The organism is Brevibacterium sp. LAARM2_SD2, assembly GCF_057364785.1.
In genome coordinates, this window is sequence record NZ_JBNFOM010000044.1 from 1 (window position 1) to 15286 (window position 15286).

Annotated in this window: 9 protein-coding genes and 1 pseudogene; 6 read left to right on the plus strand and 4 right to left on the minus strand. The window is 68.9% G+C overall.

Features of this window, described 5'->3' with window-relative positions; all coding sequences use genetic code 11:
* Positions 1-532 precede the first annotated feature (532 nt).
* Positions 533-2007: pseudogene (locus AC2W7K_RS17580) on the plus strand (RNA polymerase sigma factor).
* Between the two features lie 88 nt (positions 2008-2095).
* Here AC2W7K_RS17580 and AC2W7K_RS17585 read toward each other — a convergent pair.
* Positions 2096-2932: an N-acetylmuramoyl-L-alanine amidase family protein gene (locus AC2W7K_RS17585; RefSeq protein WP_198498987.1), complete on the minus strand. Its 837-nt coding sequence runs from the start codon at positions 2930-2932 to the stop codon at positions 2096-2098.
* A 96-nt stretch (positions 2933-3028) separates the two neighbouring features.
* Here AC2W7K_RS17585 and AC2W7K_RS17590 point away from each other — a divergent pair, with 96 nt between their 5' ends.
* The gene (locus tag AC2W7K_RS17590) at positions 3029-5140 is read left to right on the plus strand and encodes a DNA gyrase/topoisomerase IV subunit B (protein ID WP_198498986.1); all 2112 of its coding nucleotides are present in this window, start codon (positions 3029-3031) and stop codon (positions 5138-5140) included.
* A gap of 118 nt (positions 5141-5258) precedes the next feature.
* Here the strand turns inward: AC2W7K_RS17590 and AC2W7K_RS17595 are convergent, their stop codons facing one another.
* Both AC2W7K_RS17595 and AC2W7K_RS17600 read right to left on the minus strand, forming a co-directional pair.
* A complete protein-coding gene (locus tag AC2W7K_RS17595) occupies positions 5259-6152 on the minus strand; it encodes a M56 family metallopeptidase (RefSeq protein ID WP_198498985.1) in 894 nt (297 codons plus the stop codon).
* 19 nt (positions 6153-6171) lie between these two features.
* Positions 6172-6534, minus strand: coding sequence for a BlaI/MecI/CopY family transcriptional regulator (locus AC2W7K_RS17600; RefSeq protein ID WP_198498984.1), 363 nt, complete (start codon positions 6532-6534; stop codon positions 6172-6174).
* A gap of 271 nt (positions 6535-6805) precedes the next feature.
* Here AC2W7K_RS17600 and AC2W7K_RS17605 point away from each other — a divergent pair, with 271 nt between their 5' ends.
* From AC2W7K_RS17605 to cydC, 3 genes are read left to right on the plus strand one after another with little or no spacing between them, the layout of a single operon-like run.
* On the plus strand, positions 6806-8377 hold the full coding sequence (locus AC2W7K_RS17605; protein WP_376872212.1) for a cytochrome ubiquinol oxidase subunit I: 1572 nt from the start codon (positions 6806-6808) through the stop codon (positions 8375-8377).
* Between the two features lie 14 nt (positions 8378-8391).
* Positions 8392-9414 (plus strand): cytochrome d ubiquinol oxidase subunit II, encoded by a 1023-nt coding sequence (gene cydB / locus AC2W7K_RS17610; protein WP_198498983.1) that lies wholly within the window; start codon positions 8392-8394, stop codon positions 9412-9414.
* Entirely contained in the window at positions 9411-12815 is a 3405-nt protein-coding gene (gene cydC / locus AC2W7K_RS17615) for a thiol reductant ABC exporter subunit CydC (protein WP_198498982.1), read from the plus strand. The genes cydB and cydC overlap by 4 nt, the downstream gene beginning before the upstream one ends.
* Here cydC and sepH read toward each other — a convergent pair.
* Positions 12790-13926 carry a septation protein SepH gene (gene sepH, locus AC2W7K_RS17620; RefSeq protein ID WP_198498981.1) on the minus strand — a complete coding sequence of 379 codons (1137 nt, stop codon included), beginning with the start codon at positions 13924-13926 and terminating at the stop codon, positions 12790-12792. The two genes, cydC and sepH, sit on opposite strands and share 26 nt — an antisense overlap.
* A gap of 191 nt (positions 13927-14117) precedes the next feature.
* Here sepH and AC2W7K_RS17625 point away from each other — a divergent pair, with 191 nt between their 5' ends.
* Positions 14118-15227, plus strand: a complete 1110-nt coding sequence (locus AC2W7K_RS17625; RefSeq protein WP_198498980.1) for a ferrochelatase — start codon at positions 14118-14120, stop codon at positions 15225-15227.
* Positions 15228-15286 lie beyond the last annotated feature (59 nt).

Here is a 15286-nt window from a genome sequence, read left to right on the forward strand (position 1 = left end):
CTGCCGGTAGTTTTCATGCGCCGAGGTGGCTGCGGAGTTGGTTCGATGACGCGCCGGAGGTCGGCGCTGGCTCGAGTCCACTACCCTGAGCGTCACTTCTAGCCCGTGCGAGGCGTAGGGAGTGCAGCTGCGGGTGCCTCTCGGTGAGCGGAACGGTGCTTGTGCGGCTGGGGGTAGTTTTTCATGGCGCCCGAGGTGCGCGGGGGCGGGGGGAGGCAAGAGGACGTCCGGGGGAGGGCCGCCGAGGTGGGCGGGGGACGGCGGGAATCTCTGCAACGGTGCCGGCGTTGACCGTGTCCGGACAGGGCGTTTCGGTGCGTGGACGCGGCTTCCCGCCGATTCGCCAAGCGGGGAATAACGTGCCAGACTTGTGCGTTGACCCTGTCATTGCATATTGGGAGAGCTGTGCGCTCGCCCTTGGGCACACGACCCTTGCGCCCCCTTGACAAGGGTCTTAGTAATGTCCTGGTGCAACTGGGAAGTATCAGCGCTCGCGAAAGGTGAACACGTGCCGACAGTCGACAGGAAAACAGTGACTGAGGAGTCGGAGGCCACTTCGTCGGGTGGATCGACGACCACAGCGGCGAAGGGAACGAAGACGAAGACGTCGTCGACCTCGCGTGCCAAGACGACCGCGGCGAAGAAGACGACTGCCGCGAAGAAGACGACGGCGAAGAGGACCACCGCGGCGAAGAGCAAGGCGGCAGAGACGGCCGAGGCGCGGAGACCCAGGAAACCTCGGAGACCACCGAGAAGAAGACTCCCGCGAAGAAGACGACGGCGAAGAAGACCACCGCAGCCGCGAAGACGACCACGGCGGCGAAGAAGACCGCTGCGAAGAAGACGACGAAGAAGTCCGCCGAAGCCGACGACGCGCCGGCGAGCACGAAGAAGAAGTCCGACTCCGACGTCGACTCGACCGAGGACGTCGAACCGACCGCGGACGCGCTCGCCACCGAGCTCAGCCCCTCCGAGGCGACCGAGACGAAGAACTCCGAGGAGAAGGAGAAGAACGCCGCGGTCACCGAGGCCGGCGGCTTCATCGTCTCCGACGCCGACGAGGACGACGCACCCGCGCAGCAGGTCGTCTCCGCCGGTGCCACGGCCGACCCGGTCAAGGACTACCTCAAGCAGATCGGCAAGGTGGCGCTCCTCAACGCCGCCGAGGAGGTCGACCTCGCCAAGCGCATCGAAGCCGGCATGTACGCCGAGCACCTCCTCGACGAGGGCGAGGTGACCGACCCGCGGCTGACGATGGACTACAAGTGGATCATCCACGACGGGCGGATCGCGAAGAACCACCTCCTCGAGGCGAACCTCCGCCTCGTCGTCTCGCTCGCCAAGCGCTACACGGGTCGCGGCATGCTCTTCCTCGATCTCATCCAGGAGGGCAACCTCGGCCTCATCCGTGCCGTCGAGAAGTTCGACTACACGAAGGGCTTCAAGTTCTCGACCTACGCGACGTGGTGGATCCGTCAGGCCATCACCCGCGCCATGGCCGACCAGGCGCGCACGATCCGCATCCCCGTCCACATGGTCGAGGTCATCAACAAGCTCGCCCGCGTCCAGCGCCAGATGCTCCAGGACCTCGGCCGGGAGCCGAGCCCCGAAGAGCTCGCGAAGGAACTCGACATGACGCCCGAACGCGTCGTCGAGGTGCAGAAGTACGGCCGTGAGCCGATCTCCCTGCACACCCCGCTCGGCGAGGACGGAGACTCCGAGTTCGGCGACCTCATCGAGGACTCCGAAGCGGTCGTGCCCTCGGACTCGGTGAGCTTCACCCTGCTCCAGGAGCAGCTGCACTCGGTGCTCGACACCCTGTCCGAGCGCGAAGCCGGTGTCGTCTCGATGCGCTTCGGGCTCAACGACGGACAGCCGAAGACCCTCGACGAGATCGGCAAGGTCTACGGCGTCACCCGTGAGCGGATCCGCCAGATCGAGTCGAAGACGATGGCGAAGCTGCGCCACCCCTCGCGCTCGCAGGTGCTGCGCGACTACCTCGACTGAGACGCCTCACCGACGACGCCGGGCCCGTGGTCATCCGACCGCGGACCCGGCGTCGCTGTCGTCTGCGCTGCGATCCGTGCGGGAGGGCTCAGCCCAGCCAGTCGGCGACCCCGCGGGCGATCGCCTCGGCGTACTCCTTCCGACCGTCCGCGGATTCCATCGCCTTCGCCTCCTCGGGATTGCGCATCTCCCCGCATTCGACGATGACGGCCGGCACCGAGGCGTTGTTGAGTCCCGCCAGATCCGGTCGTGGGCTGATCGCCTCCTTCCCGTACGCGGGGTTCGGGGTGAACGGCCCGGCCAGCGCCGCGCTGATCGCCTCGGCGAGCTCCGTCGACGCGGTCTCGAGCTCCGGTGTCGTCCCGGGGTCGGCGACGATGACGTGGAAGCCCTTCGCCGACGTCGACTCGCTGCCGTTGGCGTGGATGCTCACCAGCGCATCGGCGTCGGCGGCGAACGTGCCGCGCTCGTCGACGCACGGCCCGACTCCGTCGTTGTCGTCGCGACTGAGGACCACCTCGGCGCCGGCGGCCTCGAGATCAGCGGTGAGCAGTCCGCTGACCTCCCACGCGAACTCCGCTTCGGAGTAGTCGGAGTCGGTCGCGGTGCCCGTCGTGTTGCACGCCTTCTCCCCGCCCCGTCCGTCGGGCACAGGGCTCGCGATCGCGGCGGGATCCTTCGCGTTGCCGCCGTTGTGACCGGGGTCGATGGCGATCGTCGTTCCCGTGAGGTCCTCATCGACGACCCGCGCCGAGGTGGGCGGTGCACTTCCGGACGACCCCGGCGGCAGCGGCTCGGCGGCGACCGTCGTCGACCGCTGGCTCGGCGCGGGGTCGGGGGCGGCGCAGGCGCCGAGCAGCACGGCGCCGAGCACGGCGGCTGCGGGCAGGGCTGCGGCGCGCAAAGGGAGACGTGGGCGGGTCATGGGGCCATTGTTCCAGCAAACCTGCCCGACACGGCGACCCGCACCCGGGCACGGGGGACCACGGCGATTAGAATTCAATCGAACGAGAGGAAGAGTGTGGAAGAGGAAAGCTACGGCGCACGGCATCTGTCCGTGCTCTCAGGGCTCGAGGCGGTGCGCAAGCGTCCGGGCATGTACATCGGAACGACCGACTCGCGCGGGCTCATGCACTGTCTGTGGGAGATCATCGACAACGCCGTCGACGAGGCGCTCGGCGGGTTCGGCTCCTCGATCCTCATCGAACTCGAGGCCGACGGCTCCGTGGCCGTGACCGACCACGGTCGCGGCATCCCCGTCGACATCGAACCGAAGACCGGTCTGACCGGTGTCGAGGTCGTCATGACGAAGCTCCACGCCGGCGGCAAGTTCGGCGGCTCGTCGTATGCCGCCTCCGGCGGACTCCACGGGGTCGGCGCCTCCGTCGTCAACGCGCTGTCCTCACGCCTCGACGTCGAGGTCACCCGCGGCTCGAAGATCCACAAGATGTCGTTCCGGCGCGGGGTGCCCGGTCGCTTCGACGACAAGGGGAAGGCGCCGAGCCCGGACAACCCGTTCGAGGAGTTCCACGAGGCCACCGGCCTCGAGATCGTCGGCAAGGCCAAGCGGGGAGTCACCGGCACGAAGGTCCACTACTGGGCCGACCCGCAGATCTTCCTCGGCAGCGCCCAGTTCGACTACCAGCACCTCGTCGAACGCGCCCGCCAGACGGCGTTCCTCGTCCCCGGCCTCGAACTCACCATCGTCGACCGCCGCGGCGTCGCCCGTGACGAGACCGGCGCCGTCATCGCCGAACGCGTCGAGGACTTCCGCTTCGACGGCGGCATCACCGAGTTCGTCGACCACCTCTCGATCGATCCGCCGATCACCGACACATGGCGGATGCAGAGCACGGGATCGTTCAAGGAGACCGTGCCCGTCCTCGACTCCTCGGGACATCTCGTGTCGAAGGAGGTCGAACGCGAGGTCGGCGTCGATGTCGCCCTGCGCTGGGGCACCGGCTACGACACGAAGATCAAGAGCTTCGTCAACGTCGTCGCCACCCCGCACGGCGGCACCCACCTCGCCGGTTTCGAACAGGCGACGCTCAAGGCGATGCGCAAGGCCGTGGAGGCGAACTCCCGCAAGCTCAAGCTCGGCAAGGACCGCCTCGAGAAGGACGATGTGCTCGCCGGTCTCACCGCCGTCGTCACCGTCCAGCTCGCCGAACCGCAGTTCGAGGGGCAGACGAAGGAGGTCCTCGGCACCGCCGCGGTCCGCCAGATCGTCGCGAAGACCGTCGAAGCCCAGCTCGGCGGCATCCTCTCGTCGACGAAGCGCGCGGAGAAGCAGCAGGCCGCGGTCCTCATGGAGAAGGTCGTCGCGGAGCTGAAGTCGCGGATCTCGGCGCGCACCCACAAGGAGAACCAGCGCCGCAAGACCGCGCTCGAGGCCTCCTCGCTGCCGGCGAAGCTCTACGACTGCCGTGACAGCGGCGTCGCGAACACCGAGCTCTTCATCGTCGAGGGCGATTCGGCGATGGGCACGGCGAAGTCGGCGCGCAACTCCGACCACCAGGCGCTCTTCCCGATCCGCGGCAAGATCCTCAACGTCCAGAAGGCCTCGCTGGCCGACATGCTCGCCAACGTCGAATGCGCCGCCCTCATCCAGGTCATCGGGGCCGGCTCCGGCCGCAGCTTCGACCTCGAGGCGGCCCGCTACGGCAAGGTCATCATCATGACCGACGCCGACGTCGACGGCGCGCACATCCGCACGCTGCTGCTCACGCTCTTCTTCCGCTACATGAAGCCGCTCGTCGAGGAGGGCCGGGTCTTCGCCGCCGTGCCGCCGCTCCACCGCGTCGAGGTCGTGACGAAGCGCGGCACCCCGAACGAGATCGTCTACACGTACTCCGAGGCCGAACTCCACGCGCTGCTGAAGAAGCTCGACAAGTCGAAGAAGACGTACAAGGAGCCGATCCAGCGCTACAAGGGCCTCGGGGAGATGGACGCCGATCAGCTCGCGGAGACGACGATGGATCCCGCCGACCGCACCCTGCGGCGGGTGACGATGGCCGACGCCGAGGCGGCGGAGCGGACCTTCGAACTCCTCATGGGCTCCTCGGTGGGCCCGCGCAAGGAGTTCATCGTCTCCGGCGCCGCCGTGCTCGACGCCGAGCGCATCGACAGCTGAGGACCAACCCGCGCCGGGGCCACCTCGGCACGGGGGGACAGCAGTGCTGTGACCGCGCGCGACGCGGTGCCCGGCGGGAAGCGGTGCCGGGCGCGGTGCTCAGCGCAGCTCCCGCGGATCAGTGCAGGGGAGCGACGGGCACGAAGAGGAGCACCGTCGGGATGAGGAGGAGGCCCGCGGCGACGAGGCAGGCGCACAGGCGCACCATCGTGCGCGCGGGATGGCGCGCCTGGGACAGGCGTGCGATGCGCTCGGCGCTCAGACCCTCCCGATGCTCGGGACTGATCGCCGCGGCGGCAGCGACGGCGCGCGCGAGCACCGCCGGGTCGACGGTCTGACGAGCCTGGTCGTCGGCCATGAACTCGATGAGGCGATTGACGGAGTTGAGCCCGATCGCGGTGGCCGAGAAGAACGGCAGCGCCCGATGCCACGCCGCGAACGGGATGACGAGGATGTCGTGGCGGAAGTCGAGATGGGCCTTCTCATGCGCGATGACCGCGGTGCGCTCGGCCTCGCTGAGAACCTCAAGGAGGCCTGTCGACAGCACCGCCGTGCCCTTGCGCGGCCCCTCGGGCAGACAGTAGGCGACGGGCTCGTTCGAGGAGATGATGCGGGTGTCGGGATAATTCTGCGACGGCTCGCTGAGCAGGTGTAAGATCTCGGCATGGCGAAGTCGAGTTCTCCGCGCTGAATAGAACGTCAGCGCGAGGCAGCCGAGGAGGCGCCCGATGAGCACCAGCGCGATGACGAGGAAGACCCACGCGAGGACGGACAGCCGTGCGTGCGATTCGCCGCGGATGAGATCCCACAGTCCGATGGGAAGATTCGGTGCCCCGGGGTCGACGGCGAAGGCCAAGGCAGCGCCGATGAGCGAGAGTCCACCAGAGAGTCCGACGGCCTGCCAGAGGATGACTTCGGAGATCGGGTCGCTGCGGAAGCGGCGCAGCAGTGCGGGAACCGGCCAGGCGAGGAGGAACGCCAACACTCCCAGGAGACACCCGACGATGCTCATGGTGGTACTCGGCCCGCCGTCAGGAGCGCGTCGAGTGGTTGCGCCCCAGAAGGCTGCGCAGGGTCTTCTCGTCGGCTTCCGACACGGTGCCGAGGAAGCGGGCGAGGACGGCCTGACGATCCGGGGCCTGCGAGAGCACCTCGGTCATCAGCTCGGCGACGTGGTCCTCACGGGTCGAGACTGCGAGGTAGCGATGGGGGCGGATGCTCCGATCGCGGGTGACGAAGCCCTTCTTCTCCAGACGCGTGAGCACGGTGTGAACCGTGGTGAGGGCGAGGTCGCGGTCGGCGAGGGCGTCACGCAGCTCAGCGGCGCTGAGGCCGTCGTCGTGCGCCCAGATGGCGTCCATGACGCTGCGTTCGAGTTCGCCCAGAGTTCCCACGATGTCCTTGTCCTCGGTAGTGACCGCGCCGCCTGCGGCGCTGGTCCGGCTGGAGCCTCCATTCTACCTCTACATGGTGTCGAATTCCATGTGAGACGCGCCTCTGCGTCAGTCTCGCCTGATCTCCGGTCTGCGGGTGCTGACCAGCGCGGACACGGATGCCGGGATGGTCCGGGCTGGAATGTGAGACAGTGGCTTTCAGAGTTCTACCAGGCGTAGAATTCTACGTGTTGTAGAAAGTTTCCCCTCGACGACTAGAACGGAGAAGCCCATGGAACTGGATCCGGTGCTCATCGGACGCTGGCAGTTCGGCATCACCACCGTCTATCACTTCTGGATGGTTCCCCTCACGCTCGGGCTCGGCATGCTCGTCGCGATCCTCCAGACGATGTACCACCGCACCGACAACGAGGTCTACCTGCGGGCCACGAAGTTCTTCGGCAAGCTCTACCTCATCAACTTCATCATGGGCGTGGCCACCGGTCTCGTCCAGGAGTTCCAGTTCGGCATGGCATGGAGCGAGTACTCCCGCTTCGTCGGCGACGTCTTCGGCGCACCGCTGGCGATGGAGGCGCTCATCGCGTTCTTCCTCGAATCGACGTTCCTCGGTCTGTGGATCTTCGGCTGGGGCAGGCTCAGCCGGCCCGTCCACCTCACCGTGCTGTGGTGTGCCGTCATCGGCTCGTGGATCTCCGCGTTCTTCATCATCGTCGCGAACTCGTGGATGCAGCACCCCGTCGGCGTCGAACTCGTCGACGGCCGACCGGTGATGACCGACGTCTGGGCGGTGCTCGGCAACAACACGGCCATCGCCGCCTACACCCACACGCTCTTCGGCGCTGTCGCCGTCGGCGGCAGCTTCCTCGTCGGCATCTCGTGGTACCACCTCTACCGGCGCCGCAAGGACGGCATCGACACCGTCGGCAAGGACGGCAAGGTCATCGTCGGCAGCGCCCCCGATGTGCCCGGTCGCGACGCGATCGACTACCGCGTGTGGATCAAGTGCCTGCGCATCGGCGCGATCTCCGGCATCATCGCCTTCGCCGGCGTCTCGATCACCGGTGACATCCAGGCGAAGCTGATGTTCGAGCAGCAGCCGATGAAGATGGCCTCGGCCGAGGGCGCCTGCCACGACGGCACGGAGTTCTCCGTGCTCACCGTCGGCGACCTGCAGTCGAACAACTGCTCCGACGTCCAGTCCGTGCTCGAGGTCCCCGGCCTGCTCTCGTTCCTCGCCAACGGCGACTTCACCACCCCGGTCCACGGCGTCAACACCCTGCTGCCGGAGTACCAGGAGCGGTACGGGACGAACCTGCCCGACGACCCGCGCTACGGCGAGCACGCCGGTGAGCCGATCAACTACCAGCCCATCATGATCGTCACCTACTGGGGCTTCCGCGCGATGATCGGCTTCGGCTTCGTCGCGGTCGGAGTCTGCGCGCTGGCCCTGTGGCTGACGCGCAAGGGCACGGTGCCGGCCTCGCCCTGGATGATGCGCGGTGCGCTTCTGGCGATCACCGCACCGTTCATCGCGAACTCGGCCGGGTGGATCTTCACCGAGATGGGTCGCCAGCCCTTCGTCGTCGCCCCCAACCCGGCACAGCTCGACGGCGTCTACATGTTCACCCAGGCCGCGCTCTCACCGCAGCTGACCCCGGCGATGCTGCTGTTCTCCCTCATCAGCCTCACCCTCGTCTACGGCGGGCTGATGGTCGTCGAACTCAAACTCATCATCAAATACACCAGAGGAGGGGTCGCCTCGGCGATGCCCGAACTCGCCGAGTCCAACAAGAAGCCCACGATCACCGGCAACGACGACGACGTTCTGTCGTTCGCGTACTGAGGAGGAGAAGACAGATGGAAATCCTGGCAACGATCTGGTTCGTCCTCATCGCCGTCCTGTGGATCGGCTACCTGTTCCTCGACGGGTTCGACCTCGGAGTCGGCATGCTCATGCCGATCTTCACGAAGGACGAGCGCGGCAAGCGCGTCCTGCTCAACTCGATCGGACCCGTCTGGGACGGCAACGAGGTGTGGCTGATCACGGCGGCCGGCGCGATGTTCGCGGCGTTCCCGCACTGGTACGCCTCCCTGTTCAGCGCCCTCTACATCCCGCTCACCCTGTGCCTGCTCGGGCTGATCTTCCGCGCCGTGGCCATCGAGTACCGCGGCAAGGGCCACACGCAGCGCTGGCTGACGTTCTGGACCTGGGCGATGGCCATCGGCTCGACCGTCGTCGCGTTCCTCATCGGCGCCCTCCTCGTCATCACGACGACGGGTCTGCCGCTCAACGAGAACGGCGACATGGTCGGCGGTCCCTTCGCGTGGCTCGGCTGGCCCGCCCTCCTCGGCGGACTCGGCGGTGTCGGCTTCAGCTTCGTCCACGGTCTGATGTTCCTCTGCCTCAAGACCGAAGGCGAGCTGCGGGCCAAGGCCCGCCGCTGGGCACTGGCGACGACCCTGCCGTTCGCGATTCCCTTCCTCATCTGGTTCGCCCTCTCGATCCGCCACAGCGCATGGCTGATCGTGCCGGTCGCGATCGCCCTCATCGCGCTCATCGCCTCGTTCGTCGCGCTGCGGGCCGGGGCGGAGAAGAAGGCGTTCTTCCTCCACGGCGTCTTCCTCCTCGCCGGGATGGGCGCGGTCTTCGCCGGCGTGTTCCCGAACGTCCTGCCCTCGACGCTCGACCCGGCGTTCTCGCTGACGATCGCCACCGCATCGTCGTCGGACTACACGCTCGGCGTCATGCTCGTCGTCACCGCGATCTTCTTCCCGATCGTGCTCGGCTACCAGATCTTCAGCTACCGGCAGTACCTCAACCGCCTCACCGAGTCGCACATCCCCGACGCCCACAAGGTGCCGGCGGCGATCCGCTCGTGAGCTCGCCACTGGGGATCCTCCTGTCGCTGCCCGCCGGCAGGAGGGGCCTCGTCCTCTCCGTGACGAGCGCGGCAGCGCGGGCCGTCGGCATCGTCTTCATCGCCGAGGCGCTCGTGCGCACGATCCTCGACCTCGGATCGCTCCCGCTGTGGATCGTCCTCGGGCTCCTCGGCGCCGGACTGCGCGGGGCGAGCCTGTGGGCCGACCACAGCCTCGGCACCGGGCTGGCCGCCGAGGCGAAGCGCGGACTGCGCGCCCGCATCCTCTCCACGCTGCTGGGCAGGCGGGGGATGCCCCGGGCCAAGGCCGCGGTGACGGTGACGCGCGGGGTCGATGACCTCGACGACTACTTCACGACGGTCGTGCCCGCACTCACCCAGGCCGCGGTCGTGCCCGCGGTGCTCCTCGTGCGGATCCTCTTCGCCGACCTCCTCTCGGCGGTCATCATCATCGCGTGCCTGCCGCTCGTGCCGCTGTTCATGGTCCTCATCGGCCGCTACACCGAGGAGACGACGGCAGAGAGCACCCGTGCGCTCGAGCGGATGTCCGACCACCTCGCCGAACTCGCCGAGGGTCTGCCGGTCCTCATCGGGCTCGGCCGGTCCCGGGAGCACGCCCGCACCCTGCGCAGGCTGAGCACCGACTACCACCAGGCGAATCTCGCGACGCTGCGCATCGCGTTCCTCTCGAGCCTCGCCCTCGAACTCATCGCGACGATCTCCGTGGCGCTCGTCGCCGTCGTCATCGGCGTCCGCCTCGTCTACGGCACGATGGACCTGAGCGACGGACTGCTCGCGCTGCTGCTCGCTCCCGAGTGCTTCATGCCGCTGCGCGCCCTCGGCGCCGGGTTCCACGCCAGTGAGAACGGCCGTGAGTCCTACGATCGGGCCCAGGCCCTCCTCGCCGCAGGTGACGACGAGGAAGCCGGTCCCGCCTCGGCGGCTGCGCACGCGGACCACGCCGTGACCTACGCCGACGGAACCACCGTCGCCTGGGACGGCTCCATCCCGACGACCCCGGGCATCACCGCGGTCCTCGGCCCCTCCGGAGCGGGGAAGTCGACGATCCTCGCGGCGCTCTCGGGCAGCCTCGCGGCCGGGGCGACGACGACGCTGGCACCCGCCCGCGCCGCGCTCGTGCCGCAGACCCCGCGGACCTTCGGGGCGACCCTGGGCGAGGAGCTCGCGACCTTCGGACTCACCGGTGGCGCAGCCGAGGCCGCGCTGCTCACCGCGGGCCTTCCGCCCACCCTCGACCTGCCCACCGGCGCGCTCAGCCCCGGGCAGCTGCGCCGTCTCGCCCTCGTGCGGGTGCGCGGCAGGGACACCGACCTCCTCATCCTCGATGAGCCGACGGCCCACCTCGACGACGACAATGCGGAGTTGATCATCGCGATGCTCGCCGAGGCGGCCGCCGCGACCCGCATCGTCCTCGCCAGCCATGACCCGCGGGTGCTCGCGCTCGCGACCGACACGATCACCCCGCGCGTCACCGCGGCCCCGGTCTCCGCCTCCACCGCACCGGTCGAGGAGGGCACTGCGGACACCGCGACGGACGACTCGCATGACACCGCGGGCACGACGACCGCGGGAACGACGGCGACCGTGGCGGCCCCGAACCTGGCCCCGGCCTCAGCTGGTGCCGCGGTGTCAGCTGGTGCCCCAACAGTCGGTGACCGCTCCGGAGACACCGCGGTCGTGTCTCCCGAACGCGGCTCCGGCGACGTGCCCGCACCCGGGAGTCTGCGCCGGCGCGCGGCGACGCTGCGCACCGCGCTGCCGCTCATGCGGTGGACGATGCTCATCGCCCTCCTCACCGCATGCGCCTCGAGCCTCGCGGCGATCTCGCTCACCGCACTCTCCGGGTGGCTCATCGTCGAGGCCTCGTACGGGCCGCCGATCATGACGCTGCTCGTCGCGATCGTCGGGGTGCGCTTCTTCGGTCTCAGCCGCTCGATCTTCCTCTACGTCAGCCGACTCAACCTCCATTCGGCGATCTTCTCCGCGCTCGGGCGCCTGCGCTCGGTGCTGTGGTCGCATTTCGAGCGCGCGGGCATGAGCGACCGCACGATGCTCACCTCGGACACGGCGCTGACGACGATGGTCGCCGACGCCGACGAGGTCCGCGACCTCGTGCCGCGCACCCTCTTCCCGCCAGTCGTCTCCGCCCTCGTCATCGTCGCCGTCATCATCGCCACCGCGATCCTCGATCCGGGGTCGGTGCCCGTCCTCGTCGCGCTCGCGCTCGTCAACCTCGTCGTCGTCCCGCTCGTCTTCGTCCGTGCCGAGGCGCCGTGGGCGCGGCGGATCCGCGCAGGACAGGCACGGATCCTCTCCCTCCTCGCCCGTGCGCTCGGGGCGAAGACCGACCTCAGCGCCAACGGCGCGAACGCCGCCGTCCTCGGCCGGCTCACCGCGGCCGAAGACGACCTCGAGGCCGCGCAGCGCGCCTCGGCGCGGAACTTCGGCGCCGCACAGCTGTGGGTCGAGGTGACGACGGTGCTCGCCGCGATCGTCATCGCCCTCATCTCCCCGGCGCCCACGGAGATCCTCGCCGTCGTCGTCCTCAGCACCTTCGGTCTCGTCGACCCACTGGCCTCGGCGCTCACCGCGTGGCGGCAGATGCCCGCCCTCGGGATCGCCCTCGACCGCCTGCCGCCCGTCACCGCGGACTCCCGCCACGACGACGATGAGGCCGACGACGACCCGGCGGCCGCCTCGGCGCTCACCGCTCTCGAACTCGCCGATGTCACCGTCGGCTGGGACGGCGTGCCCGTGCTCGACGACCTCGACCTCGCTGCGGATGCGGACAGGTGGACGGTCGTGTGCGGGGAGAGCGGCAGCGGGAAGACGACGACGGTGAGCGTCCTCCTGCGGTTCCTCACCCCGTGGCGCGGGCGCTATGACGCACAGGAGCGGAACGGGCAGCGCGTCGACGTTCTCGCGCTCGACCCCGACGAGCTCGCCGGTCGGATCGCGTGGTGCCCGCAGGAGGCGCACGTGTTCCGGTCGACGGTGCGCGGCAACCTCGCCCTGGCGCGCCGGGATGTGCCGGACGAGGAGGAGATGTTCGCCGCGCTCACCGCCGCCGGACTCGGTCACTGGGCGAGCCCCGAGGGCCTCGACCGGTGGGTCGGGGACCACGGGACGGAGATCTCAGGAGGGGAGAGACAGCGCCTCGCCGTCGCGCGCACCCTGCTCAGCGGGGCCGAGGTCATCGTCCTCGACGAACCCACCGCGCACCTCGATGCGGCCACGGCCCACCGCCTCGTCGCGGATCTGCGGGCCAACCTCCCCGATCACACGGTCATCATGGTCACCCACGATGAGAGCCTCATCGACGGAGGCGACCGCGTGCTGCGGTTGGGAACGGACGTCAGTCCCGCTTCGATCCGAACATGATCTCGTCCCAGCTCGGGACCGAGGCGCGGCTGCTCTTCTTCTTCGCCTTCGATTCGGTGTCCTTCGACGTCTCGACCCCGTCGCTCACCCCGGGCTCGTTGAGCAGGGAGAGCTGGTTGTCGTCGTCGAACGTGCCGACCTCCTGAGTCGGCTCCTGCGGTTCGTCAGCGGCATCGGATGAGGCCTCCGCCTGCGCGGGCCCGCGATCGCCGGCCTTCGCCGCGCTGTGACGGCTCGCCGCCTCGGCGATCCTGTCCTCGAATGCGAACACCTCATCGTCGGTGGCATCGGCGGGACGCCCGGGCGCGGTGTGCGCGCCCTGCGGGTGGGTCTCGGGGTCCTCGGTGACGGCGCGGAGGCGACCGCGGGGTTCGTCGTCGTCGCGACGGCGACGACGGAGGTTCTCGAGGATCCGCCCGGTCTCGGCCTGGTGATCGCCGAGCGTCGCGGGCTGCTCGGCCGGCCGCTCCGGCGCCGAAGCCTGCGGGTCAGGGGTGTCGATCTCCTCGGTGGTGCGACGGCTCGAGCTGTAGCCGGGGATCGGACCGGTGTCCGTGGGACCGGAGTCCGCGAGCCACTTCGCCTCATCGTCGAGGGCCGTGAGCGACCCGCGGTAGTAGTTCCACCCGGCGGTGCGCTTGCGGTCGGCGGCGATGAAGCTGAGTTCGATGTACCAGTTGCCGTCCTGCTGCTTCCACGCGTCCCAGTCCATCGTCTCGATGTCGACGTCGCGCATCGCCAGACGGGTCTGGCTGAGTTCGACGAGCGGGGTCGGGTCGCCGTTGGGGTCGTGATCGGAATAGATGGGGTGCCGGCTCGCGGTGTGCGCCATGTGGGCGCGTTCGGCCAGGGCCGGGCGCTCGTACGTGCGCACCTGGTCGGGGTCGGCGCCGGTGGCCGCGATGACCTCCTCGGCGCTCATCCCGCCGCGGATCATCGCCTGGATGTCGCGCGGGCGGATGGGGGAGTCGGAGCGCACGACGGCCCTGTCCTTGCGCACAGCCGCATAGAGGGACTCGTCGAGCTTCAGTCGATACTGTGCCCCGGAGTCATCGCCGAGGAGCAGATGAGTGCCGTCGGCATCGACCCCGTGCAAGATGAGTTCACGCATTTCGCTCCTTTATCGCTTCTCATGAAGAATCGTGTCACGACCGCACCGCTCAGCCCCGCAGATTTGCTCGCGAGTCGCGAATTCGGCAGGCCGGGGCACGCGCGGGCAGCGGTGGGCGGCGAAAGTGAGTCGAACGTGCTCAGGGTGCGGACAACGGGCGAGCGATCTCTACACGCTGTAAAATCTCTGACGTGAATACGACAGCCCCCATTGACACCCTTGTCCTCATGTCCTTCGGCGGACCGGAATCGCCCGAGGAGGTCGTTCCGTTCCTCAAGAACGTCACTGCGGGGCGCGGCATCCCCGACGAGCGCCTCGAGGAGGTCGGGGAGCACTACTACGGATTCGGCGGCAAGTCCCCGATCAACGACCAGAACAAGGCGCTGCTGGCGGCCCTGCGCGCCGAGCTCGAGCGGCGCGGCCTCGACCTCCCGCTCGTGTGGGGCAACCGCAACTGGGAGCCCTACCTCACCGATGTCGCCCGCACCGAGGCGGCGGCCGGACGCTCCCGCTTCCTCGCGATCGACACCTCGGCGTACTCCTCCTACTCCTCGTGCCGGCAGTACCGTGAGGACTTCGCCGGCACGGTCGCAGGACTCGCCGACGAGGGCATCGAGGTGAGCTTCGACAAGGTCCGCCAGTTCTTCAACCATCCCGGCTACGCCGAGGCGTGCGCGACGCTGCTGCGCGAGGGGCTCGACGACTTCCGGGCCCAGGTCGGCGCCCTCGACCCGGCCCGTCACCGGATCCTCTTCGTCACGCATTCGATCCCCGACGTCATGCAGGAGGCCTCGGCGGTGGCGACCGTGGGCTACCAGGCCCAGCATGAGGAGCTCATGGAGTTCCTCCTCGGCGGCCTCACCGAGGCGGACCGGCTGCCCGCGGAGCTCGTCTACTGCTCCCGCTCGGGTGCACCGCACGTGCCGTGGCTCGAACCCGACGTCAACGACCGCATGGAAGAGCTCGCCGCCGAGGGCGTCACCGGTGTCGTCCTCGCCCCGATCGGCTTCATCTCCGACCACATGGAGGTTGCCTTCGACCTCGACACCGAGGCGAAGGAGACGGCGGAGGAGCTCGGCCTCGCGTTCACCCGGGTGGCCACCGTCGGCACGCACCCGACGTTCGTCGCAGGCCTCGTCGACCTCGTCGAGGAGCGCCTCGCACAGCTGTCCGGGCAGACCCCGGAGACGCCGGCGATCCCCGGCACACGCGCGCTGACCCCCGGCAGCGGGGCGTGCAGCATCGACTGCTGCCGGGGCCGGGTCGAGCGCCCGACCCTGCCGAACTGGCCCTCGGTGTAAGCCCGGCGCAGCAGCCCTGCACACACGGGACCGCCGGCCCCTCCCGAAGCGATTCGGGA

Excerpts from the sequence above, each read along its gene's own strand:
- AC2W7K_RS17585 (WP_198498987.1), bottom strand. The coding sequence starts at position 2,932 with ATGACCCGCCCACGTCTCCCTTTGCGCGCCGCAGCCCTGCCCGCAGCC.
- AC2W7K_RS17595 (WP_198498985.1), bottom strand. The coding sequence starts at position 6,152 with ATGAGCATCGTCGGGTGTCTCCTGGGAGTGTTGGCGTTCCTCCTCGCC.
- AC2W7K_RS17605 (WP_376872212.1), top strand. The coding sequence starts at position 6,806 with ATGGAACTGGATCCGGTGCTCATCGGACGCTGGCAGTTCGGCATCACC.
- cydB (WP_198498983.1), top strand. The coding sequence starts at position 8,392 with ATGGAAATCCTGGCAACGATCTGGTTCGTCCTCATCGCCGTCCTGTGG.
- sepH (WP_198498981.1), bottom strand. The coding sequence starts at position 13,926 with ATGCGTGAACTCATCTTGCACGGGGTCGATGCCGACGGCACTCATCTG.